The 22509-nt window shown below is 45.6% G+C and carries 21 protein-coding genes and 1 tRNA gene; 18 read left to right on the top strand and 4 right to left on the bottom strand.

The genetic code is table 11. The features are described 5' to 3' along the window. Window positions 1–340 precede the first annotated feature (340 nt). On the bottom strand, window positions 341–946 hold the full coding sequence (locus F8L24_RS08630) for an MBL fold metallo-hydrolase (protein WP_294954608.1): 606 nt from the start codon (window positions 944–946) through the stop codon (window positions 341–343). On the opposite strand from F8L24_RS08630, the gene F8L24_RS08625 reads away from it, so the two are divergent. From F8L24_RS08625 to F8L24_RS08590, 8 genes are all read left to right on the top strand, one after another. After that, window positions 939–1778: a ferritin-like domain-containing protein gene (locus F8L24_RS08625; RefSeq protein ID WP_294954605.1), complete on the top strand. Its 840-nt coding sequence runs from the start codon at window positions 939–941 to the stop codon at window positions 1776–1778. The two genes, F8L24_RS08630 and F8L24_RS08625, sit on opposite strands and share 8 nt — an antisense overlap. Next, window positions 1769–2689, top strand: coding sequence for a tetraacyldisaccharide 4'-kinase (locus F8L24_RS08620; protein ID WP_294954602.1), 921 nt, complete (start codon window positions 1769–1771; stop codon window positions 2687–2689). Before F8L24_RS08625 ends, F8L24_RS08620 begins: the two co-directional genes overlap by 10 nt. A 67-nt stretch (window positions 2690–2756) precedes the next feature. Beyond that, window positions 2757–3608 carry an acetylglutamate kinase gene (gene argB, locus F8L24_RS08615; protein ID WP_294954599.1) on the top strand — a complete coding sequence of 284 codons (852 nt, stop codon included), beginning with the start codon at window positions 2757–2759 and terminating at the stop codon, window positions 3606–3608. 30 nt (window positions 3609–3638) lie between these two features. Then, complete coding sequence (locus F8L24_RS08610; protein ID WP_294954597.1) at window positions 3639–4562, top strand: cytochrome-c peroxidase; 924 nt, start codon at window positions 3639–3641, stop codon at window positions 4560–4562. Continuing rightward, the gene (locus tag F8L24_RS08605; protein ID WP_294954594.1) at window positions 4559–7426 is read left to right on the top strand and encodes an EAL domain-containing protein; all 2868 of its coding nucleotides are present in this window, start codon (window positions 4559–4561) and stop codon (window positions 7424–7426) included. The genes F8L24_RS08610 and F8L24_RS08605 overlap by 4 nt, the downstream gene beginning before the upstream one ends. Window positions 7427–7460: 34 nt before the next feature. Further along, window positions 7461–8660: a hypothetical protein gene (locus F8L24_RS08600; protein ID WP_294954592.1), complete on the top strand. Its 1200-nt coding sequence runs from the start codon at window positions 7461–7463 to the stop codon at window positions 8658–8660. 88 nt (window positions 8661–8748) lie between these two features. Further along, a complete protein-coding gene (gene thrC, locus F8L24_RS08595; RefSeq protein WP_294954589.1) occupies window positions 8749–10215 on the top strand; it encodes a threonine synthase in 1467 nt (488 codons plus the stop codon). 16 nt (window positions 10216–10231) lie between these two features. Continuing rightward, complete coding sequence (locus F8L24_RS08590) at window positions 10232–11434, top strand: LysM peptidoglycan-binding domain-containing protein (RefSeq protein ID WP_294954586.1); 1203 nt, start codon at window positions 10232–10234, stop codon at window positions 11432–11434. Window positions 11435–11462: 28 nt separating this feature from the next. Here F8L24_RS08590 and F8L24_RS08585 read toward each other — a convergent pair whose 3' ends face one another. Then, on the bottom strand, window positions 11463–12200 hold the full coding sequence (locus F8L24_RS08585) for a YebC/PmpR family DNA-binding transcriptional regulator (protein ID WP_294954583.1): 738 nt from the start codon (window positions 12198–12200) through the stop codon (window positions 11463–11465). Between the two features lie 64 nt (window positions 12201–12264). Between F8L24_RS08585 and F8L24_RS08580 the strand changes: the two genes are divergently transcribed. The 3 genes from F8L24_RS08580 to F8L24_RS08570 all read left to right on the top strand — a co-directional run bounded on the left by F8L24_RS08580 (window position 12265) and on the right by F8L24_RS08570 (window position 14575). Then, window positions 12265–13725, top strand: coding sequence for a protein adenylyltransferase SelO (locus F8L24_RS08580; protein ID WP_365937985.1), 1461 nt, complete (start codon window positions 12265–12267; stop codon window positions 13723–13725). Between the two features lie 74 nt (window positions 13726–13799). After that, window positions 13800–14129, top strand: coding sequence for a hypothetical protein (locus F8L24_RS08575; protein ID WP_294954580.1), 330 nt, complete (start codon window positions 13800–13802; stop codon window positions 14127–14129). A 128-nt stretch (window positions 14130–14257) separates the two neighbouring features. Then, window positions 14258–14575: a thioredoxin family protein gene (locus F8L24_RS08570; protein ID WP_294954577.1), complete on the top strand. Its 318-nt coding sequence runs from the start codon at window positions 14258–14260 to the stop codon at window positions 14573–14575. Between the two features lie 6 nt (window positions 14576–14581). Here F8L24_RS08570 and F8L24_RS08565 read toward each other — a convergent pair whose 3' ends face one another. Together F8L24_RS08565 and exbB are read right to left on the bottom strand one after the other, a co-directional pair. After that, window positions 14582–14959 (bottom strand): biopolymer transporter ExbD, encoded by a 378-nt coding sequence (locus F8L24_RS08565; RefSeq protein ID WP_294954574.1) that lies wholly within the window; start codon window positions 14957–14959, stop codon window positions 14582–14584. A 9-nt stretch (window positions 14960–14968) separates the two neighbouring features. Next, window positions 14969–15409 carry a TonB-system energizer ExbB gene (exbB, locus tag F8L24_RS08560; RefSeq protein ID WP_294954571.1) on the bottom strand — a complete coding sequence of 147 codons (441 nt, stop codon included), beginning with the start codon at window positions 15407–15409 and terminating at the stop codon, window positions 14969–14971. A 250-nt stretch (window positions 15410–15659) separates the two neighbouring features. Between exbB and gyrA the strand changes: the two genes are divergently transcribed. The 7 genes from gyrA to F8L24_RS08525 all read left to right on the top strand — a co-directional run. Further along, complete coding sequence (gene gyrA / locus F8L24_RS08555; protein ID WP_294954568.1) at window positions 15660–18185, top strand: DNA gyrase subunit A; 2526 nt, start codon at window positions 15660–15662, stop codon at window positions 18183–18185. 4 nt (window positions 18186–18189) lie between these two features. Next, window positions 18190–19230 carry an aspartate-semialdehyde dehydrogenase gene (locus F8L24_RS08550; RefSeq protein ID WP_294954565.1) on the top strand — a complete coding sequence of 347 codons (1041 nt, stop codon included), beginning with the start codon at window positions 18190–18192 and terminating at the stop codon, window positions 19228–19230. Then, window positions 19230–19739: a YqhA family protein gene (locus tag F8L24_RS08545; RefSeq protein ID WP_294954562.1), complete on the top strand. Its 510-nt coding sequence runs from the start codon at window positions 19230–19232 to the stop codon at window positions 19737–19739. The genes F8L24_RS08550 and F8L24_RS08545 overlap by 1 nt, the downstream gene beginning before the upstream one ends. Beyond that, a complete protein-coding gene (gene hemE, locus F8L24_RS08540; protein ID WP_294954559.1) occupies window positions 19739–20779 on the top strand; it encodes a uroporphyrinogen decarboxylase in 1041 nt (346 codons plus the stop codon). The genes F8L24_RS08545 and hemE overlap by 1 nt, the downstream gene beginning before the upstream one ends. A gap of 347 nt (window positions 20780–21126) precedes the next feature. Beyond that, window positions 21127–22041: a radical SAM protein gene (locus F8L24_RS08535; RefSeq protein ID WP_294954555.1), complete on the top strand. Its 915-nt coding sequence runs from the start codon at window positions 21127–21129 to the stop codon at window positions 22039–22041. A 61-nt stretch (window positions 22042–22102) separates the two neighbouring features. Continuing rightward, a tRNA-Asn gene (locus F8L24_RS08530) sits at window positions 22103–22177 on the top strand. Window positions 22178–22274: 97 nt separating this feature from the next. Continuing rightward, a partial coding sequence (locus F8L24_RS08525) for a Tex-like N-terminal domain-containing protein (protein ID WP_294954553.1) occupies window positions 22275–22509 on the top strand: 235 nt, incomplete at its 3' end.

The following is a 22509-nucleotide window of genomic DNA, read 5'->3' as shown; positions in this document are numbered from 1 at the left end:
GAATGATATGTCGTCGGTTATGAAGAAGCAGTTCCTGTTTATAGTGTTTTTTCCTGCATGGCTATGCTACGCTCCGGCCATTCTGGTTTTGTCGGGACTAATCATGAAGCAGTTGAACTGTTTTGCCTACGCAGGTCGCTTTGCTCCGGTATGCCTACGGTGGTTTCTTTGAAACAACACCTTCGGTTTCAAGCCTATGAACAAGAAGCAGTTCTTGTTCATTTCACGGCTTTCACAGTTCCGAAGAACTGATCGTGAAACAGTTCAATTATTTTTCCTACGCGGGTCGCTTTGCTCCACCGCTTCGGTTTCAACACACTGAACATGAAGCAGTTCATGTTCATAATGTGCGTTTCACCTGTTCGATCCAGTAGGGGATGACTTTTTGTTCTGCTTTGAGGGTGGTACTTGGTCCGTGTCCGGGGTAGACGGTGTAGTCTCCCTCTATTTTCATTGCTTTTTCCAGACTTTTGATCATATCTTCTCCGCTTGAAGCGGGAAAATCCCAGCGTCCGATGGATTGCTGGAAGAGAAAATCACCGCTGAACCATACGCCGCCTATTTCGATGACGGAGCATCCGGGGGTGTGGCCGGGGAAGTGTCTGTATTTTATTTTGACACCTTCTATGGTGAGCTCTTCGTCGCCGTCTACTTCATAGTCGGGTGTACTTTGGGGGGTGCCCTGTCCGAGCGGATCGTCGGTGAGCATGAAAACATCGTCCTTCGGGCAGTAAATGGGAATATGCAGCTTCTCCCTGACCTCTGCATTGGACCAGACATGGTCGAAGTGCCCGTGTGTGTTGAGAATAGCCACAGGGTTGGTGACATGGTTCAGCACCCACTGCGTTGCATCCACCCCGGGGTCTATGATGAAATCTTTCCCTTCCACCGTGACAATATAGCAGTTGGTCTGGTAAACCCCCATGGGTTGTATTTTAATGTCCATCGGTTATAATCTCCTTATGAATATCTATGCACTCCTGGAACACGCTATCAGTACTGACAAGATCGCCTTGAAAGAGGAGTTGACACTTCAATGTTTGGCATATTGTAACCAAAATGAGGTTAGTACAGGGGATACTTTTGTACCGGTACGCTTTACCTCCCCGTCCTATGCTTCCCGGTGTACCATTGTCGACCCGCGGAAATTGCCTGCCCGAAAAGATTTTGATACGAATGAAGGTCTGGCAACACTCATTCATGCCATAGCACACATCGAATACTCTGCCATAGATTTGGCTCTTGATGCCGTCTACCGTTTCCCCGAAATGCCTTTGGAATACAAAATCGACTGGCTGGAAGTGGCACATGACGAAATACGGCATTTCGGGATGCTGAACGCGCTCTTGGAATCGGTAGGGTTTGAGTATGGGGATTTCCCGGTACACTGCGGTCTTTTTGATGCGGCAGACCATACGGCAGAGTCCGTGCTTGACCGGATGGCGATCGTACCGCGCTATTATGAAGCATCGGGGCTGGATGTCAACCCGCAGATCATTAAGAAATTGGAAAATAAACGCAAAAACCCTGCAGTGGCAACACTGATGGATGCCCTGAATCTTATTTATGAGGAAGAGATCGAACACGTCCATAAAGGTGACAAATGGTTCAAATACCTTTGTGAACAGAACGGTTTGGATGAAAGTGTCTATTTTGACATACTTGAACGCTACAAACTTTTGGGGAAGCACCGTCCCCACATTAATGTGAATGCACGCAAAGAGGCGGGTTTCACCTGTGACGAAATCATGAAACTGGGTGCGAAACAGTGTCAATAGCTGCTGCCTATGAACAAATGCTTTTCCAGCCGAAATGGTATCATTACCCGCTCATATTTCTGCTGCTGCCTCTTTCCTTTCTTTACGGTACCTACATGTCGGTACGCAGGATTGTTACAGCCAAAAAAACGTTTGGTCTGCCGATCGTCAGTGTCGGTAACCTGATTGTCGGAGGAAGCGGGAAAACCCCGTTCACCATTGCCCTTGCCTCATGCTACAGCCATGTCACTGTGATCTCTCGGGGATATGGCAGAAAAAGCAGCGGGCTGCTTGAAGTGAGCCGCAAAGGGAAAATTCTGATTTCTGTGGAAGAGAGCGGAGATGAGGCGATGCTGATGGCTCTTTCTCTTCCCGAAGCTTCTGTCATAGTGTGTGAAGACCGGCATAAGGCGATTGTGCTGGCACGGGAACAGGGGGCGGGGCTGATCCTTCTTGATGACGGCTTCAACCGTGTGGAGATCGAAAAATTCGAGATCATCCTGGAGCCTGAAACAATACACAATCCGTTTCCTTTCCCCTCCGGTCCTTTCAGAGAATTTGGATGGAACAAACGCTATGCAGACTGTGTGCTCAAAGAGGGCAGAGACTTTGAAAGGATCGTCAGTTACGAGGATCTTCATGCAAGAATGCTGCTGGTCACAGCTATTTCCAATCCTGAACGTCTTGACCGGTATCTTCCCGAAGGCGTTGTAAAGAAGATCTGGCTGAAAGACCATGCCTACTTTGATGAAAAAATGCTGAAAGATTTACTGAAAGAATATGATGCACAAAGTATACTTGTCACGCAGAAGGATCTTGTCAAAATGAGGGGTTTTAAGTTGCCTATCTCACAAATTAAGTTAAAATTAAATATAAAAGAAGCAGTCTTCCGACAGGTGGATGGCTATATTCAGACATTTAAAAAAGCTTAAAACACAGCAGAAGGCAAAAAATGCCGTGAAAAAATGCTTTGGGATGTATGTAAAAGGAACAGGATAAATGAAAAACAAAATCGATGTGGTTAAAACACTGCTTGACGCATTGCCGTTCATTAAAAAATTTGCCAATGAAAAGATCGTTGTCAAATACGGCGGTGCCGCACAGACGAGTGCAGAACTCAAAGAGCAGTTCGCCCAGGATATCGTACTGCTGCACCTTGTGGGAATGAAGCCGGTCATTGTACACGGCGGCGGAAAAAGCATTACTAACCTTCTGAGTGATCTTGGTGTAGATACAACTTTTATAGACGGGCAGCGCGTTACAACGAAAGAAGTGATGCGGATAGTGGAAATGGTACTCTCGGGAGAGATCAACAAAGAAATTGTTTCCCTTTTGGACAACCATGGTTCAAAGGCTATAGGAATTTCCGGAAAGGATGGCGGTTTTCTTAAAGGCATGCCCAAAGATTTTGAGCATTTCGGCTATACAGGATTGATCGAAGATATAGACCCGGAGATCGTCAACAATATCATTAAAGATAATGCGGTACCGGTGATCGCTCCTATTGCCGGAAGCAATATTATGGGGCACCCTGGCTTCAATATCAATGCGGATCTTGCGGCAAGCAGGATTGCGGTGGCCCTCGAAGCACGCAAGGTCCTTTTTCTGACAGATACGCCGGGTGTACTCGACAAAGAGATGAAGCTCATAACCAATCTCGGTATCGAGCAGACAGAGGCTCTGAAAGCAGACGGGACCATACAGGGAGGTATGGTCCCCAAAGTAGATGCCTGTATCGAGGCACTCAGAGGCGGTGTCAAGAAAGCCCATATTATCGACGGACGTGTAGAGCATTCGCTTCTGCTTGAAATTCTGACCAGTTCAGGGGTCGGAACCTGTATAGAACTTTAAGTCAGCAGGCAGGAGGAAGGGATGACCGGTATGTCTGAAAAGCTGTTTTTGCCGATGCTGCTGCTTGGCAGTATCCTTTTTTGTGCCCCCATAAAACCCATTCCTGAGTCTATGAAAACAAATCATGAAAAAGTAGTGCTGGGAAAACAGCTTTTTTTTGATCCGATTCTTTCGAAAGACGGAACTGTTTCCTGTGCAAGCTGCCATGACCTTCAAAACGGAGGCGATGACGGTTTGAAATTTTCCGTAGGCATTGCCCATCAAAAAGGCAGCATTAATGCACCGACCGTGTACAATGCCGTATTTAATTTTCGCCAGTTTTGGAACGGCAGAGCAAAAGATCTCAAAGAGCAGGTCTTTGGTCCCATTGAAAACCCTCTGGAAATGGGGCAGAGTATGGAATCTGCGGTGGAAGCACTTAAAAAGAATGCCTTGTACGTACAGGAGTTCAAAACAATTTACCGTGACGGTATTACCAAAAACAATGTTGCTGATGCCATAGCAGAATTTGAAAAAGTATTGATCACTCCGGATGCTCCTTTTGACAAGTATCTCAAAGGAGATAAAAATGCGATCAGCCCAAAGGCAAAACGGGGTTACCGTCTGTTTGAGTCCAAAGGGTGTATCCTGTGCCATAACGGTATCAATGTCGGGGGTAATTTTTATAACAAGTTCGGCATTTTCAAAGATGCCAACAGCAGCAATCCAGGCCGCTACAGTATTACCCATCGGGAAGAAGACCGGTTTGTCTTTAAGGTACCGTCTTTGCGCAATGTTGCGTTGACAGCTCCCTATATGCATGACGGCCGTGCCAAAACCCTGACCGATGCGGTGGAGATCATGACAGAACATCAGCTGGGACGCTATATGAGCCCGGAGGAAATCGAAAATATCGTAGCCTTTCTCAAATCTTTGACCGGAAACATACCTCGGATCGTCAGAGTACAGCCATGACACAGTTAAAAAAAATCCTGTATAAAAGAGTGGATTCTTTTTCTTTGCTGCTGCTCTTCTTTGCGGTGATCCTTTTTTCCCTCTTCTTCTATCTGTTGAAAATTGACAACAATATCAGGCATTACAACCATTACCGGCAGCAGCTGCAAAAGATGGGTATGCTCAATCATAAAATGGAAACGGTTTTTTATCAAAAGTACCGTTACATTGATTATGATGAAACCAGCCGTATATTAAAAGCGTTTCAAGTATCTATAACACAGCTTGAACAGAGTCAAATGCAACAGGAATTCGGGGAACATATCTATCTGGACCTGCTGACTCTGGGGAAAGACTATCAGCGCAAAGAGTATTTGCTGCAAAAGTTTGAAGCCCTCAATTCAAGGCTGACAAATTCCATGCATACCATGTTTGATTTGCGGAAGACCATAGAGCACAAAATGAAGCCTGGAGAGGCAAAACAGGAAGAGCTGCATCAGGTATTTTTTATTCTTTCACAGATTTTGATGGATATTCCTTATGACAAGGAAGCACTTGAGCATTTGATGTCGAAACTGAAAACGTATCAAAAAGAGCATGCACAATTTAAATATCTTTACCTGCATATGCAGCATTTTCTCATCAATGTCAAAGAGATGAAAATACTGCTGGCTGAAAATAAAAAGATCGATCTTCTCAATGAGATCAGACATATGATCAATGATTTGAGTACCTATTATACAGAGATAAGAAACAAACAGAAAATGATAGCACTTTCTTTTTTCAGTCTGGCCTTTCTGATCCTCCTTCTTTTGATATTCAACTATAGAAGAGAGAAACGCAAGACCAGAGAACTGCTTGCGTTCAAATATGCGATTGAAAACAGTGACAATGTGATCGTGATCACAGATACCGACCGGCATATTGAATTTGTCAATGAAGCTTTTGAAGTGCATACAGGCTATTCCAAAGAAGAGGTTTACGGCAAGAACCCCAATATACTGAAATCAGATCTGGTAGAACCCGAAGTGTATCAATCGCTCAATGAAACGCTTGATCGCGGTGAGAAATGGCAGGGTGAACTGATAAACCGGAAAAAAGACGGTTCACTGCTTTATGAAAGGGCTTCTATCGTACCGATCTTTATGGAAGGAGAACTTGTACAGTATCTGGCGATCAAACTGGATGTTACCGAGTATATCAGGCAGCAGAAGATCCTGCAGCAGTCAGCGACAGTCTATGATACGATCGGAGACGGTATCCTTATCGCCAACAGTGACCGCAAGATAGTCTCTGTCAATAAAGCCTTCAGCCGTATGTTCGGCTACAGTGAAGAAGAGCTGGAAGGCAAAGAACCAAGGGTGATTATGGAGTTGAAAGAAGCTCCTGTTTTTTACAAAAAAATGTGGCATAGACTGTTGAGTACAGGCAGATGGGCCGGGCGGGTCAACAACAGGGCAAAAAACGGAAAGCATATTCCTGTATGGCTGACAATCGCCATCGTAAGAAACGATAAAAATAAAATCCAGAATTTTATTGCTATCTATACGAATCTTGAAGAAATTATAGAAATGGAGGATAAAGCGAATTTTCTTGCCTACCATGACAGTCTCACCAAACTTCCGAACCGTACGCAGTTTGAAAGAGCGATCGTCGATATTCTGGAACTGGCAAAGATAGAGAAGAAGAAGATAGCAGTTTTATTCATTGACCTGGACCGTTTTAAAGTGATCAATGATACACTGGGACATCATATCGGTGATGAAATGCTGATCCATCTTTCCCACCGGATCAGAAGTGTATTGGATGATGATGATCTTCTTGCGCGTATAGGAGGAGATGAATTCGTTGTTGTTCTGAATTTGAAGAAAGACAAAAAAGAAGCAGGCATGATGGCACAAAAACTGCTTACGGTCATTCGCGAGCCTATTAGTATCTATGATTATCATCTCAATACTACAGCGAGCATCGGTATAGCACTGTATCCGGATGACGGTGAGGACAGAAGCGAGATCGTCAAACATGCGGATTCTGCCATGTATTATGCCAAAGAGAAAGGAAAGGACAATTTCCAGTTCTATACGAAACAGCTTTCTCTGGATGTTGAAGCAAGGCTGAAGCTTGAACAGGAGCTGCTGCATGCGTTGAAAAAAAAGGAACTGACACTCTTCTATCAGCCCCAGTACGATCTTGGAAGCCGAAAAGTGATCGGTGCAGAAGCACTGCTCCGGTGGAACAATGAACGTCTCGGTACCGTTTCTCCCGACGAGTTCATTTCGATCGCGGAAGAGACAGGGCTCATTATCGATATCGGCTATTTTGTATTTGAAGAAGCATGCAGAACTTATATGCACTGGCGGGAACTCGGACTTGATATAGAGAGTATTTCCATCAATATTTCCAGTATTCAGTTCCGGGAAGACGATGTATTTGAACACTTTGAAGATATTATTTTGCGTACGGGTATTCCTGCACATAAAATCGAGATCGAAATTACGGAACGTTTTATTATGGAATACTCTACAACGAATCTGACGATTCTGGAAGATTTAAGAAATATCGGGTGCAAGATTTCGATTGATGATTTTGGGACGGGATATTCTTCGATGAGTTATATCAAAAGTTTGGCACTCGATACGATCAAGATCGATAAATCGTTTATTTCCGATCTTCCGGATGACTCCCACGATGCCGAAGTTTCAAAAGCGATCATCGCGCTTTCAAAGAGTCTGGGGTACCTGGTCGTGGCCGAGGGGATCGAAACAGTGGAGCAGGAAGCATTTTTAAAGACACACGGCTGTGACATCGGGCAGGGATTCTATTTTGCCAGGCCAATGTCCTCCGAAGCGTTCATCGGCTTTGTACAAAACAGCAAAAAGGGCTGATTTTTTTGTATAATGAAAAAAAGGAGTATATAAAATGATAAAAAAAGCGATCATAATAATGGCAGGGATTTCTCTCTTCTTTGCGGCGGCGGAAGCCAAAGGTGTTCAAACCAAAAAAGTAGTGAAAAAAGAAGCGTACCATGCTGTCTGGCAGAGAATATACGGCGGGAAGGAAGATGATATCGCCTACGGGATCGTTGCTCTGGAGAACGGTGAAAGTGCGATTGTGGGTACCTGCAAATCATACGGGGCAAAGCGGACGGATATCTGTCTGGTCAGGATGGATGCCGAAGGGAATATGAAATGGCGGCTTTGGCTCGGCGGAGCGAAGAAAGATGAAGGGAAAGCGGTTGCCAGGGCAGCTGACGGATCGATCCTTGTACTGGGACGTTCCAAATCGTTCGGAGACAAGTATGACTATGACCTTTACGTGGCAAAAGTGTCTCTTGCGGGCAAAAAGATTTGGGAGAGAACACTGGGGGGCGAACGTGACGAATATGCAGGGGGTATTGCCGGTACCGATGACGGCGGCATGTTGGTTGTGGGAGCCAGTGAATCGTATGGGAAAAAGGCTGACAAAGATATCTATATTGCCAAATTGACCGGGAAGGGAAAACTGGTCTCTGCCCATACGGTAGGCGGTAAAAAAGAAGATGTCGCTACAGGGGTGACCCGTACACGTGACGGTAAAATGGTATTGGTGGGCTACCGCGAAAAAGGGCGTGTAGGCAACAGTGATTTTCTCATTATGCAAATGGATCAGAACGGCAGGCAGCGCTGGGTCAAAACGTTTGGCGGCGCCTATGAAGATAAGCTTATGGGAGTGACCGCGACAGTCGACAACGGCATTGTGGCGATCGGGAGTACCCGCTCGTACGGCAGTGCACAAAGTGACCTCACAGTCATGAAGATCAATGCAAAAGGCAAGACCATCTGGCATAAGATCTACGGTTTCAAATACTACGAATACGGCAATGCTGTGGCTACGACACGCGATGGAGGCTTCATGCTGGCAGGCGGTACCAATACGCTGGGCAAGGGGAACCACAGTGCTTACATACTGGCACTGAACAAGCGCGGCGAACTTATTTGGTCGCATGTCTACGGCGGCGAAAGTAAAGATGTGGCGCATGGAGTGGCACGAATGAGTGACGGCAGTATGATCGTTGTAGGGGAAACTGAAAGTTTCAAACCTGCCAAGAATTTTTATATTATCAAATTGAAAAAACAGTAAGCATTAGTTTTTTTAGCTATAATTATGGACTTTAAGAAGGGCGTCCATGCTTATTGGCGTACCAATACACAAAATTAGGATACTATAAATGCGATTTATTGAGACCCGGGGAAATGACGGGAAAAAACCTTCATCCGTACAGTTTTCAGAAGCGATACTCAGCCCAAGTGCAAGTTATGGAGGACTTTATGTGCCTCAGGATCTTCCGGATTTGGATCAAGACTTTTTAGAAAAGCATCTTTCCAGCCACTATAAAACACTGGCACTTGATTTTTTGGACCGGTTCGGTATAGATATTGAAAAAGAAGTCCTTGAAGCAGCCGTAAACCGCTATGACGGATTTGATGATCCCCAAAACCCTGTACCTGTTGTACCGATAGAAGAGGACTGTTTTGTCTCTGAGCTTTACCATGGGCAGACACGTGCTTTTAAAGATATGGCACTGCAGCCTTTCGGATATATTTTAAGCAAATTGGCACAACAGAGAGAAGAAAACTATCTGATCATGGCTGCGACCAGCGGCGATACGGGACCAGCGACACTCGAAACCTTCAAAAATCAGCCGAATATCAAAGTAGCCTGTCTCTATCCGGACGGAGGTACCTCTGATGTGCAGAGACTCCAGATGGTCACTGAAGATGCCGAAAATCTGAAGGTCATCGGTGTGAAAGGGAACTTCGACGATACGCAGCATGCTTTGAAGGAACTGCTTGCTTCGGAAGATTTTAAAGAGGAACTCGAAGCACGGGGCATCAAACTCTCTGCAGCCAATTCCGTGAATTTCGGACGTATCATTTTCCAGATCATTTACCATATACATTCCTATCTCGAGCTGGTACGGCAGAAAACGGTTCAAATGGGGGAAAAAGTCTATATGGTTGTACCGAGTGGAAATTTCGGGAATGCACTGGGTGCCTATTATGCCAAAAAAGCGGGCCTTCCGATTGAAAAAATACTCATCGCATCCAATATCAACAATGTTCTGGCAGACTGGATCAATACAGGCATCTATGACATCAGCGGCCGTACCCTTGTGTTGACAGAATCACCCGCAATGGATATTTTGAAAAGCTCCAACATTGAGCGTGTCATGTTTGACAAATTTGGTGCACAGAGGACCGGGGAATTGATGGAAGAGCTTAACAAAACAAATAAGTTTCAGCTGACTTCGGATGAACTGGCTTCTTTGCAGGAAGATTTTGCCGCTACCTTCTCCAATGATGAGGAAGGGGAAGCTGTGATCGCAGCCTATGCCCAAAAAGGATATATTATGGATCCTCATACGGCCACCTGCCTGAAAGCCTATAAAACGCTGAGAGAAAAAAAGATCCCTACTATTCTCTATTCAACGGCAGAGTGGACAAAGTTCAGTACAACCGTGGCCAAAGCACTTGGACACGCAGTCACAAATGATGTGGAAGCACTCCGCTGGATTTCGGAACATGCAAAGGTAAAAGTCCCATCCATGATCACTGCGTTGTTCACCAAACCTGTAGTGCATGATATCATTGTGGAGAAAAAGGATATCAAGGGAGAAATGTTGAACTTTTTGTAGTTTGACAGAATTTTCCATGCATAGAACCTACTTCACTCTGCTGCTTGTATCTTCTGTATCAGCCACGTTTCTATCTGCGGAAAGTACGGTAGACTGCAGGGTTATTACCGGGAAGACAGATGAATGCAACCTGTACAGCAGCAGACTGATCAAAGCCAAAGAAGTGACGTATGATACGGACAAACAAAAGCTGATCGTGACCAAAACACTTCCTGTACCGGGTAAAAAACCCAAAATGAAAGTGGTATCTGTTGCGGATATGATCGAAAAATATGTGAAAGTAGAACCCTCTATGCGCTACAGGGGGTCCGAAGACATATCGGGTACAGCAACCGAAAGCAAACAGGTATATATGCAGGGAGCAGCGCTTAGACGCCAGCGTGAAAAAATCATAGCTCAGACCGGGATGGAGAAAAAGAAACAGGCACTCAAACGTCTTGAAGCGCTGAATCTTGCGAAAGCGGCAGAAGAAAAAAAGAGAAACCAGGGCTTTTATACCATTTCCGGAGGTGATACGCTCAGTACTATTGCTGCAAAATACGGCTTGAAAACAAAAGAACTGAGAGCGTTGAACCAATTGGACAAAACAGCGAAGATCAAGGTCGGAAGCAAACTGCTTCTTCCTTTTCCCCAAGAAATGATAAATGCTGTCGCCACGGGAGAATATAAGGTACAGAGTGATGATACACTTATTTCCATTGCACGTAAATTCAATCTTGAACCCAGGCTCGTAGCAAAGTTCAATGACATAAAAAGTACAGCGATCATACGTGTCGGAAAGATTGTCCAGCTTCCTTTTGCCTATAGGCTCAAGGCGATGGAAGCCAAAAAAAAGGCAGAAGCCGCAAAGAAAAAACGTGCCAAATCATTGGCCAGGCACAAAAAAGCCAGACTGATCCGGAGATTTGGGAAACACAAGCTCAGAGTCACGGCTACTGCCTATACTTCACATGGTTCACAAACAGACAAAACACCGTTCCTTGCAGCATGGAACAACCGGATACACCCGGGTATGAAGGTGATTGCAGTATCAAGAGACCTGTTGACAAGGTATGGTCTTCGCAATGGTTCAAAGGTGAAGATCGCCGGTCTTTCCGGATTTTACAGGGTCAGAGACAAGATGAATAAACGTTTCAGGAAACGTGTCGATATTTATATGGGACTGAACAGAAGAAGAGCGCTCCGATGGGGCAGGAGAAGTGTCATTATCTACTGGTAGCGGCCAAGAGAAAGCCGCCGTCTGTTTTCTAATTGATGTTGGTATAGACGGTCTGTACGTCCTCATCTTCTTCCAGCTTCTCAACGAGTGCCTCGATCTCTTCAAGGTGTGCTTCATCCAGATCGACCGGTGTGTTTGCAATGTATTCGATCGTTGCTTTTTTGACTTCGATACCTTTATCTTCAAGTGCTTTGGTCAATTCTCCAAATGAGGTGAATTCTCCGTAAACCCTGACAATTTCTTTGTCATCGCCGTTTTCCTGAGGTTCTACATCTTCCTCTATCTCTTCAAGTCCGTAATCGATGAGGTCAAGTTCCAGTTCTTCAATGTCCATATTTTCTGTTTTGTCAAAGAGGAAAACCGCTTTTTTGGTGAACATGAAATTAAGTGAACCCGATGTAAGCATCTCCGAGTGGTTACGGTTCAGGATCGCTTTGACATTGGCAACGGTTCTGGTATGGTTGTCTGTAGCGCACTCTACGATCATTTGGACGCCATAGGGTGCTTTGACATCATACGTGATCTCTTTGATGTCCGCTGCATCTTTGGCGGAAGCTCTTTTAATGGCGGCATCAATGTTGTCTTTTGGCATATTTTGCGCTTTGGCATTCAAGATGGCAGTACGCAGTTTCGGGTTCATATCGGGGTCCTGCCCGCCTTCTTTGGCTGCCATTGTAATGATCTTTCCCAGTTTCGGGAAGACCCTTGACATGGTTCCCCATCGTTTCATTTTTGCTGCTTTACGGTATTCGAACGCTCTACCCATATTTGTATCCTTCTGGCTGAATTAATGCGTGATTATACTCCGAAATAAATTAAGGGTACCTCTAATGAACATTTGTTATTATTGTTTTATGAAACTGAATGAATTAAAACTGACTAACCCCTATCTTGCATTGCCTGCCGAGTGCCATGACCGTGTCAAACCTGCTCCCCTGAAGAACCCCTTTCTCATCCATGCCAATGAAGCCGTGGCTGAAATACTTGGTATTGACAAAGAGGAACTTCATACCGGCCGTTTTGTAGATTTTGCCAACGGTGCCTTTCAACCGGAGGGAAGTGACACGTTCGCCATGTGCTATGCGGGTCATCAGTTCGGTTTCTTCGTGGAGCGTCTGGGAGACGGGCGTGCCATCAACATAGGAACACTGAACGGCCTGCATATGCAGCTCAAAGGAGCAGGGCAGACCAAGTATTCCCGTTCCGGTGACGGACGTGCCGTCCTGCGTTCCTCCATCCGGGAGTACCTCATGAGTGAAGCAATGCATGGTTTGGGCATAGGGACTACCCGGGCACTGGCACTGATCGGTTCGGAACATTCAGTGTACCGTCAGGAGTGGGAAAAAGGTGCGATAGTCCTGCGAGTCTCTCCCTCATGGGTACGTTTCGGTACTTTTGAGTATTTTACCCATAAAAAAAGATTCAAAGAACTTGAAGCACTGGCGGATTATGCCATAGCAGAATCCTACCCGCACCTGGTCGGTCTTGAGGATGCCTATGCCCTTTTCTTTGGAGAGGTAGTGGAAAAAACGGCCAGGCTGATGGCCGAATGGCAGGCTGTCGGCTTCAACCATGGTGTCATGAACACGGACAATATGTCCATTGCCGGACTGACCATCGACTACGGTCCCTATGCTTTTCTTGACGACTACGATGCCGGATATATCTGTAACCACACCGACCAGTACGGACGCTACAGTTTCGGAAATCAGCCGACGATCGGTGAGTGGAACCTGCGTGCCTTGATGGCGGCACTGTCCCCTTTGATACCGAGAGAAAAAATGGAAGAGCGTATTGCACAGTACTGGAAGGTCTACCGGCAGCACTATATACAGCTTATGGGCAGAAAACTGGGTTTTGATACAATACAGGATGGTGATCTAGAGCTGATCAGACATATGCTTGGCACACTCCAGGGGCTGCATATGGACTATACGCTTTTTTTCAGAACCTTGAGCCGCTATACCGGTGACAGGACAGATATTTTGAAACTTGGCCTCTACCATCAACCGATGAAGGACTGGCTTGACGACTACGACAAACGCTTGTTACAAAACACTTCGACACCATCTGAGAGGGAAGAGCACATGCTTAAACTCAACCCGAAATTCGTACTGAAGAACTATATGCTTCAGGAAGTTATAGATGCAGCCCATGAGCATGATTTTGCACCGCTTGATGCGCTTTTCAGGATCGCCCAGGACCCCTATGCGGAACATCCCGAATTTGAACACTGGGCCGGTGCTACACCCGATGTCTATAAAAACAGGAAGTTGAGCTGTTCTTCCTAAAGGTGCCCTAAAGGTATTTTTTTAAGTCAAGAGTCTTTATAATGGAGTAAATATTTTACAGAAAGGAGTCTTTTATGCACTATTTATCGTCTATTGACCTTTGTACGCATGATGAACTTGAAAATGAACTCAGACATTTCTTTACCCGCCTGCATCAGATCAAGCGCAGACTGCGGCAGGAACAGGCGGCACCCAGGCTGAACCGCATTCAAAGAAGCCGCTGCCGGCAGAATGTCCTTGATCTTGAAGGTCTTGAGCGAGACTTTTATGCCCTCTCGCATCAAGAGGATGTCAAACATCTCTACCGGAAAGTACACCGTTTCGTCAAGCTCGACCATGAAAGGCTGATGGAGACGTTCGGGTATGAGACAATCAGCCGCTCTTCGCTTTTTATCGCATTGTAGTTATAGTGTGCAGGGCTACCCTGCAAGTACCCCACAAGTCAAAAGAGTTGTGTGTACCGTTTTAGAGCAGCAAAGATTTAAACGGTAATCTGTATACTTACATCAAAAAAAACATGAGAAGGTAAAGCATGACACTGGAAGAGCTGCAAAACATCATAAGATCGGAAGTAGGGGTGCTGCTCTACTTCTCAGGCGAGAACTGCAATGTCTGCCATGCTTTGCGCCCCAAGTTCAAGGAGGTGTTTGACAAAGAATTCCCTCTTGTCAAGCAGATCTACCTTGATGCCCATGAGAATGCGGAGATCTCTGCACACTACCAGGTTTTTTCCGTACCGACAATGATCGTATTTCTGGATGGCCGGGAGTTTGTAAGAGAGGGGAGGGCTGTCAGTCTGCATCAAATGACGGAACAGCTCAAACGCCCCTACACCTTGATGACAGAATAGATACAGTTATTTTTTCGTAATGATCGAAATATTCTCGAAGCCCCTGGTCTTCAGAATATCAATAATATTCACAAAAAACTGGAATTGACTGCTTTTATCCATATGCAGTGAGATCAAATCCTTTTTTGGGTCGAGTTTCATCAGCTTCTCTTTGATGGCATCGAGAGGCAATTCATCTTTGTTGTAATAGTATTTTCCCTCTTTGTCCACGGAGATCGCAATACTTTTTTTCTCTGCGGCTTTTTTGGATGAAGCTGTGGGAAGATCGACATTGACAGTCTGGTTGGTTACAAAAGTGGCGGTTGCCAGTACGATAACGAGCAGGACAAGAACAATGTCGATAAACGGAACAACATTCATCTTGTCAAAGCGTTCTCTTCTCATGGCAGTGCTTTACTTCTGTTCATCGTGGGCGATATCCCACTGGGCAAGCAGGGTGTCCACTTTGCTGAGCAGCGCATTGTAGATGGCTGTGGCAGGAATGGCGACCAGCAGACCGGCCGCAGTGGCTTTCAGTGCCAGTGCAAGGTGTTTCATGACATCGCCGGCATTGACATGGTTCTGCTGTTCGCCGATAATATAAAAGGTAAGGATGATCGCAAGCACGGTACCGAGCAGGCCGATATAGGGTGCATTCGTACCGATGGAAGCGATGGTGGGAAGACGTTTCATAATGTCAAGTTCCATAGCGGTTCTGTTCTTGTAGTCTTCCACTTTGACACTGCGGTAGAAAAGCACCCTCTCTATGGCAAAGGCAAAAGTGAGAAAGCTGAGAAAGATCAGCAGGCCGATGATCCCGTAATCTACTATATGTTTAGTCTCTTCTATAGGCACGGTGACGTCCTTGTTTTTTTGGAGGCATTATAGCCTAAAAATTGTTAATAATATAAAAACGGGAATTTTTTGAAATCTTTCCTAAATAAAGTAAAATAAGCCGTTTTATCCAAAATATTATGTTAACCAAAAAGATGATAAAAATACAGAAATCCGTTTTAATGCGCCTAAATGCGATTTTGAGCGCTTTTTAAGCTTTTTGAGTGCTGCTGTTAGATAAAATCATTCAACTTTACAAGTAAGGATAAAAATGTCTGATCTGTTTGACGATAACCATAATGTGGAAGAGGTACTGATAGAAGACAGTATCAAATCGAGCTATCTGGACTACTCTATGTCCGTCATTATCGGCAGGGCACTGCCCGATGCGCGTGACGGACTCAAACCGGTACACAGAAGGATACTTTATGCAATGAACGACCTGAGTCTTTCGCACAGAAGTCCCTACAAGAAATCGGCACGTATCGTCGGGGATGTGATCGGTAAGTATCACCCGCACGGTGACAACTCGGTGTATGATGCCCTCGTACGTATGGCGCAGGATTTCTCCATGCAGGCACCTTTGGTGGACGGACAGGGGAACTTCGGTTCGGTCGACGGTGACAATGCGGCAGCGATGCGATATACCGAAGCACGTATGACGAAGATCGCCGAAGAGCTGCTCAGCGATCTGGAAAAAGATACCGTTGACTTCGTTCCCAACTATGACGACTCTATGAGTGAGCCGGATGTCCTTCCGTCGCGTGTGCCGAATCTTCTGCTGAACGGTTCAAGCGGTATTGCGGTCGGTATGGCGACGAATATTCCTCCCCACAGGCTCAATGAGCTGATCGATGCGTTGGTACTTCGTATTGATACGCCTGAGTCAACGATTGAAGAGTTGATGAAGATCGTGCAGGGGCCGGATTTCCCGACAGGCGGTATTATCTTCGGCCGCAAGGGTATCACCGATGCCTACACGACAGGACGCGGGCGTATCAAAGTACGGGCCAAGACACACATCGAGCAGAAAGGGAACAAAGAGATCATCATTATCGATGAACTTCCTTTCCAGGTGAACAAAGCCAGGCTCATAGAAAATATTGCACAGCTGGTACGGGACAAACATATCGAGGGTATTTCCGAAATTCGTGATGAATCGGACAGAGAAGGTATCCGGGTAGTCATGGAACTCAAGCGTGACGCCATGAGCGAGATCGTACTGAACAACCTTTTCAAAAGCACACAGATGCAGGTGACCTTCGGTATTATCATGCTGGCGATCACCAACAAAGAGCCGAAAGTATTCACCCTGATGGAACTGTTCGACCTTTTCCTGAACCATAGAAAAACGGTTATTATCAGAAGAACGATCTTTGACCTGGAAAAGGCAAGAGCGAGAGCCCATATTCTCGAAGGTCTCAAGATCGCAGTGGACAACATCGATGAAGTGATCAAGATCATCCGTGCTTCTTCCGATGATGTAGAGGCGAGAGAGAATCTCATGTCACGTTTCAGCCTCTCGGAGATACAGGCCAAAGCCATTCTTGAAATGCGTCTGAGACGTTTGACCGGTCTTGAGATCGAGAAGATCGAGAATGAGCTGGCAGAGCTTCTGAAGACCATTGAGTACCTTGAAGGTATTCTCAAGAGTGAGGAGAAGATCAACCAGATCATTCGTGAAGAGCTTATCGAGATCGGTGAGAAATATCGTACTCCGAGACGCACGGAGATCGTGGATGACTATGATGATATCGACATTGAAGACCTGATTCCGAACGAGCCGATGGTTGTGACCATCACCCATAGAGGGTACATCAAGCGGGTACCGGTAAAACTCTATGAGAAGCAGCACAGAGGCGGCAAAGGAAAGACAGCGGTCACGACCTATGACGATGACTTCATCGAGAGTTTCTTCACTTCCAACACGCATGATACGCTGATGTTCGTCACGGACAGAGGACAGCTTTACTGGCTGAAGGTTTACCGTATTCCTGAAGGTTCGCGTACAGCCAAAGGCAAGGCGGTGGTCAACCTGATCAATCTCCAGCCGGACGAGAAGATCATGGCGATCATTCCGACCACGGATTTCTCGGAGGAGAAAGGATTGGTCTTCTTCACCAGGAACGGTATTGTCAAGAGAACCAACCTGTCGGAATATTCCAATATCAGAAGCAACGGTGTCAGGGCGATCAACCTTGACGAAGATGACGAACTGGTCGAAGCGAAGATCGTCAATCCGGAGACCAAATGGCTCTTCGTAGCGACCAAAAAAGGTCTCTGTATCCGATTTAAAGTAGAAGATGCCAGAGAGATAGGACGTGTGGCGCGCGGTGTGACGGCGATCAAGTTCAAGATTTCCGGTGATTATGTCTGCGGTGCGACTACGCTTGAGAGCGAAGACGATGAAATTCTCATGCTTTCCGAAAAAGGGCTTGGCAAACGTACTACGGCCAGCGAATACCGTGAGCAGAACCGTGCGGGCAAAGGGGTCATTTCTATGAAGCTGACACCGAAGACCGGTGATGTGGTCGGTGTTGTTTTTGTGGAAGAAGACAAAGACTTGATGTGTCTTACTTCAGTCGGGAAAATGATCCGTGTCGATATGGAAACCATCCGCAAGGCAGGGAGAAATACTTCAGGCGTAAAAGTGGTTTCTGTAGATAAAAAAGATATTGTGGTCAGTATGGCGAAATGCCAGAAAGAAGAGAAGCCTGAAGATGAACTTCCGGAAGAGGGAGAATCGGGCAGTGAGACAACAAATGATAATAACGATAATACATTAGGATTGGTATAAGAACGTGGAAAGAAAATATAATGTAGCAGTAGTCGGTGCTTCCGGTGCCGTAGGCGAAGAACTTTTTAGGGTGCTTGAAGAGGTGAAATTTCCCATAGGAGATCTTTTGCCGCTTGCAAGTGCGAATTCTGTGGGTATTGAAGTAGAGTGCCAGGGGAAAGCCTACAGGATAGAAGAGCTGACTGAAACAGTTTTTGAAGGGCGGAATATAGATATTGCATTCTTTTCGGCAGGCGGCAGTATTTCGGAAAAATTTGCCAAATATGCGGTCGAGAGCGGTGCAGTGGTCATTGACAACACATCGTATTTCAGAATGGATCCGGATGTACCTCTGGTCGTACCTGAAGTCAACCCGGAAGATATCGAACTCTGGGAAGATACAGGGGTCATTGCCAACCCGAACTGTTCGACCATTCAGATGGTCCAGCTGCTCAAACCGCTGCATGACCTTTACGGGATACGGCGTGTCGATGTCAGTACCTATCAGGCTGTTTCAGGTGCGGGGAAAGCGGGAATGGAAGAGTTGGTGAAGCAGATGCAGGATTTTTTCGCGTTCAAACTGGACGAGTCGGAAGTCAAAGCGTTCAGTCATCAGATCGCACTCAATGTCATTCCCCAGATCGATGTGCCCCAGCCGAACGGTTACACGAAAGAAGAGATGAAAATGGTCAATGAAACCAACAAGATCATGCATACGGATTTTGCCGTTTCGGCGACCTGTGTACGTGTACCGGTACTTCGTTCGCACTCTGAGTCTATCACTGTCACGTTTGGAGAAGGTGTAGATGTAAGTGTTACAGAAGCAAGAGAAGCGTTGGCGAATTTTGAAAATGTCAAAGTGATCGACGATCTTGAAAAAGGCGAATATCCTATGCCGATCATAGCGACCGATACGGACTATACCTATGTCGGGCGTATCAGAAAAGATATTTTTGCCGAAAATATCCTTCATCTCTGGGGTGTGGCCGATCAGGTACGTGTGGGGGCAGCGACCAATGCGGTACGTATCGCCCAGAAATGGATCAGGCTGAAGGAAGATATCTAATGATTGAAAAACTGTTTGAAGGTGCCATCTGGCGGAGCAGGTTCATTGTACTTCTGGCTGTGGTTTTCGGTCTGTTGGGGGCTGTTATCCTTTTTATCGTAGCCTCTATAGATATCTGGGATGTCGGTGTCTATACATTCAATACACTTGTAACACATGCCCACCCGGAAAATTTTCATGAAGATATCGTTGCGGGTATCATCGGGGCGGTCGACCTTTATCTTATCGCGGTAGTGATGTTCATTTTTTCTTTTGGTATTTATGAACTTTTTATCTCTGATATTGACGAGGCAGAGGGACACAGCGGCAGTAAGATACTGGCTATTCATACACTCGATGAACTCAAAGACAAAATCGCCAAAGTGATCGTCATGGTTCTGGTGGTAAACTTTTTTCAAAGGGTCTTACATACGCAGTTTACAACACCGTTGGAGATGTTGTATTTTGCCGGCTCAATTACACTGTTGGCCGGAGGGTTATATTTTTTAAGTAAAGTAGGAAAACATTAATGTCTAAAATATTTGTAGATGCCTGTTTGGGCAAAGAGACACCATACACACCGGTATGGATGATGAGACAAGCGGGGCGTTATCTGCCTGAGTATATGAAGGTCAGAGCGGAAGCGGGGAATTTTCTTAACCTCTGTCACGACCCGGAAAAAGCATGTGAAGTGTCACTTCAGCCTGTGGATATTGTAGGTGTAGATGCAGCTATTATGTTCTCAGATATTCTCGTGATCCCGGATGAGATGGGTATGGACTTGAGCTTTGTCAAAGGTGAGGGACCGAAATTTTCTGACCCGCTCAAAACACAGGCCGATGTAGACAGGCTCATCGGCGGTGAAGAGGCAGCAAGCAAGCTTACCTATGTGTATGACACTATCAGGCTTATTAAAGAACGTCTGGCGGAGGACAAGGCGCTCATCGGATTTACCGGTGCCCCATGGACGCTGGCGACCTACATGATAGAAGGACAGGGTACTAAGACCTACAACATTTGTAAAAAGATGATGTACTCCAACCCGGAGCTGCTCCACAACATCCTTGCCAAAGTGACTGAAGTCGTTAAGCTTTATATGGAAAAACAGATAGAAGCAGGTATCGACGTCGTACAGATCTTCGACTCGTGGGCATCTGCCATCGAGCCGGGCAAGTACGATGAATTTTCATGGAAGTACATGGTTGAAATAGCAGACTACTTGAAATCCAAGTATCCTGATACGCCTATTATCATGTTCCCTAAAGGTATTCCCGCGTTCATCGAGCGTGGACTTGTCTATGGTAACTTTGATGTCTTTGGTGTAGACTGGGGAACCCCGATGGCATTGGCAAAAGAGAAACTGGGAGACCGCTATGTCCTCCAGGGCAACATGGAGCCGTGCCGTCTTTACTCCAAAGAAGCAACCACAGCATGTGTAGAAGCCATCCAGGAGGTCATGGGCGGCAAACGTCACATCTTCAACCTCGGGCACGGTATCCTGCCAGATGTACCTGTAGAGAATGCCAAGCATTTTGTTAGTGAATGTCAGAGAGTTTCTCGTAAAAAATAACCCGTAGGTCGGGGTACCCTTACCCCGACAATAATTTGCATAAAATCAATATTTGAAATCGTTAAAATTTTTATGCAAATGGTGAATATCCCCACTCTTCCCCATTTTCAACCCATTGATATTTTACAGGGTTCGTTCGTATATATTTCATCTTCTCCAACCAATCTTTTTCATCAGGTATGGAAAAGCGTTTTTGCCAGATACCTGTGTGTTCTCGTCTGTACTTGGCTGAACTTAGAGTTGTTTTGAGCGTGATTGTATGTCAAGTTGTGTCGGGGTAAGGGTACCCCGACCTACGGAATTTATACACAAACATGTTAAAATAACAACATAGAAAAAGGAACCCCATGAACAACATTATCTTTGGACCCATTCACTCCCGCCGTTTTGGAAAATCTTTAGGGGTTGACCTGAGCCCAGGGAAGAAGCAGTGTAACTTTGACTGTCTCTACTGTGAACTTGACCCTGCTAAGACGATGAGAGGACAGGATGAGGTCTTGAGTGTTGGGCAGATCGTCGATGCGGTCAAAAAAGGCTTGCAGGAGCATCAGGACATTGATGTGCTGACAGTGACAGCAAACGGGGAGCCTACACTCTATCCGTATCTGAATGAGCTTATAGATGAGATCAACAAGATCAAAGGCTCTACCAAAACACTCATCCTCTCCAATGCAGCGACCATAGACGAGCTTAACGTGCAGGAAGCCCTGATGAAGTTTGATGAAGTCAAACTCTCTTTGGACTGTGCAACGCAAAAGTGTCTTAAAAAGCTCGACCGCTCGCATGAGGGGATTGATGTGGAGCGTATTAAAGCAGGGATGCTTGAATTTAAAAAGCGCTATAGCGGGGAACTTGTAGTAGAAGTACTGGTGGTCAAAACACTCAATGACAAGCCTGAAGAGATCGCTGCATTGAATGAGTATCTGCTCAAACTGCAGCCTACACGCATTGATCTTGGTACCATCGACCGTCCTCCGGCATTTGACGTGAAGCCTGTCAGCTATGAAGAACTGCTTGCCATCAGCCACCGGTTCGATGCCTCTTTGCCTCTTTATATTGCTTCACGTAAAAAAACAGATATTTCATCTTCCTGCTATACGTACGAAGAGATACTGGAAACACTTTCAAAGAGACCGCTGACGCAGGAAGATATAGAGGTACTTTTTGATAAAGAGAGTCAAAAACGGTTTGAAAATCTTCTGCATAAACATAAAATCAGGCCTGTTGAGACAAATGGTGTAAAATTTTACAAAAAAGTTTAAAATATCATTGACTTTAAAGCTGTTTTTATCTATAATCTCACTCCACAAAAACTGTGAACATTCCGGCATAGCTCAGCGGTAGAGTAGATGACTGTTAATCATTTGGTCCCAGGTTCGAATCCTGGTGCCGGAGCCACTTAAATTTCCCCTATAACTTTTTATCATAACGACATAGCAAGCAGATTGACTGGCTATAATAGCGCTATTAAAACCATTACAAAGATTCACTACCCATGCAAAATCTCGTTACCCTTTTATCGGAAAAAACTGACCTCAAATCTCAAGCCATACGCAACATCCTCAAACTTCTGGACGAAGGCGCCACCATCCCCTTTATCGCCCGTTACCGCAAAGAGATGACAGGCGGTGCAAGCGACGAGGCCTTGAGGGAATTCCATGAGATCTACATGGCTTCCAAAAGACTGCTGGAGCGCAAAGAGGAGATCCTGCATATCCTGTCAGAAAAGG

This window comes from Sulfurovum sp., from assembly GCF_015493435.1.
Lineage (GTDB): Bacteria > Campylobacterota > Campylobacteria > Campylobacterales > Sulfurovaceae > Sulfurovum.
The sequence above is the reverse complement of the archived record's forward strand: the minus strand, read 5'-3'. Positions and strand labels throughout refer to the sequence as shown.

Excerpts from the sequence above, each read along its gene's own strand:
- gyrA (WP_294954568.1), top strand. The coding sequence starts at position 15,660 with ATGTCTGATCTGTTTGACGATAACCATAATGTGGAAGAGGTACTGATA.
- F8L24_RS08580 (WP_365937985.1), top strand. The coding sequence starts at position 12,265 with ATGAACATTTGTTATTATTGTTTTATGAAACTGAATGAATTAAAACTG.
- F8L24_RS08585 (WP_294954583.1), bottom strand. The coding sequence starts at position 12,200 with ATGGGTAGAGCGTTCGAATACCGTAAAGCAGCAAAAATGAAACGATGG.
- F8L24_RS08610 (WP_294954597.1), top strand. The coding sequence starts at position 3,639 with ATGTCTGAAAAGCTGTTTTTGCCGATGCTGCTGCTTGGCAGTATCCTT.
- F8L24_RS08600 (WP_294954592.1), top strand. The coding sequence starts at position 7,461 with ATGATAAAAAAAGCGATCATAATAATGGCAGGGATTTCTCTCTTCTTT.
- thrC (WP_294954589.1), top strand. The coding sequence starts at position 8,749 with ATGCGATTTATTGAGACCCGGGGAAATGACGGGAAAAAACCTTCATCC.
- F8L24_RS08575 (WP_294954580.1), top strand. The coding sequence starts at position 13,800 with ATGCACTATTTATCGTCTATTGACCTTTGTACGCATGATGAACTTGAA.
- F8L24_RS08630 (WP_294954608.1), bottom strand. The coding sequence starts at position 946 with ATGGACATTAAAATACAACCCATGGGGGTTTACCAGACCAACTGCTAT.
- argB (WP_294954599.1), top strand. The coding sequence starts at position 2,757 with ATGAAAAACAAAATCGATGTGGTTAAAACACTGCTTGACGCATTGCCG.
- F8L24_RS08570 (WP_294954577.1), top strand. The coding sequence starts at position 14,258 with ATGACACTGGAAGAGCTGCAAAACATCATAAGATCGGAAGTAGGGGTG.
- F8L24_RS08565 (WP_294954574.1), bottom strand. The coding sequence starts at position 14,959 with ATGAGAAGAGAACGCTTTGACAAGATGAATGTTGTTCCGTTTATCGAC.
- F8L24_RS08605 (WP_294954594.1), top strand. The coding sequence starts at position 4,559 with ATGACACAGTTAAAAAAAATCCTGTATAAAAGAGTGGATTCTTTTTCT.
- F8L24_RS08625 (WP_294954605.1), top strand. The coding sequence starts at position 939 with ATGTCCATCGGTTATAATCTCCTTATGAATATCTATGCACTCCTGGAA.
- F8L24_RS08535 (WP_294954555.1), top strand. The coding sequence starts at position 21,127 with ATGAACAACATTATCTTTGGACCCATTCACTCCCGCCGTTTTGGAAAA.
- F8L24_RS08590 (WP_294954586.1), top strand. The coding sequence starts at position 10,232 with ATGCATAGAACCTACTTCACTCTGCTGCTTGTATCTTCTGTATCAGCC.
- hemE (WP_294954559.1), top strand. The coding sequence starts at position 19,739 with ATGTCTAAAATATTTGTAGATGCCTGTTTGGGCAAAGAGACACCATAC.
- F8L24_RS08545 (WP_294954562.1), top strand. The coding sequence starts at position 19,230 with ATGATTGAAAAACTGTTTGAAGGTGCCATCTGGCGGAGCAGGTTCATT.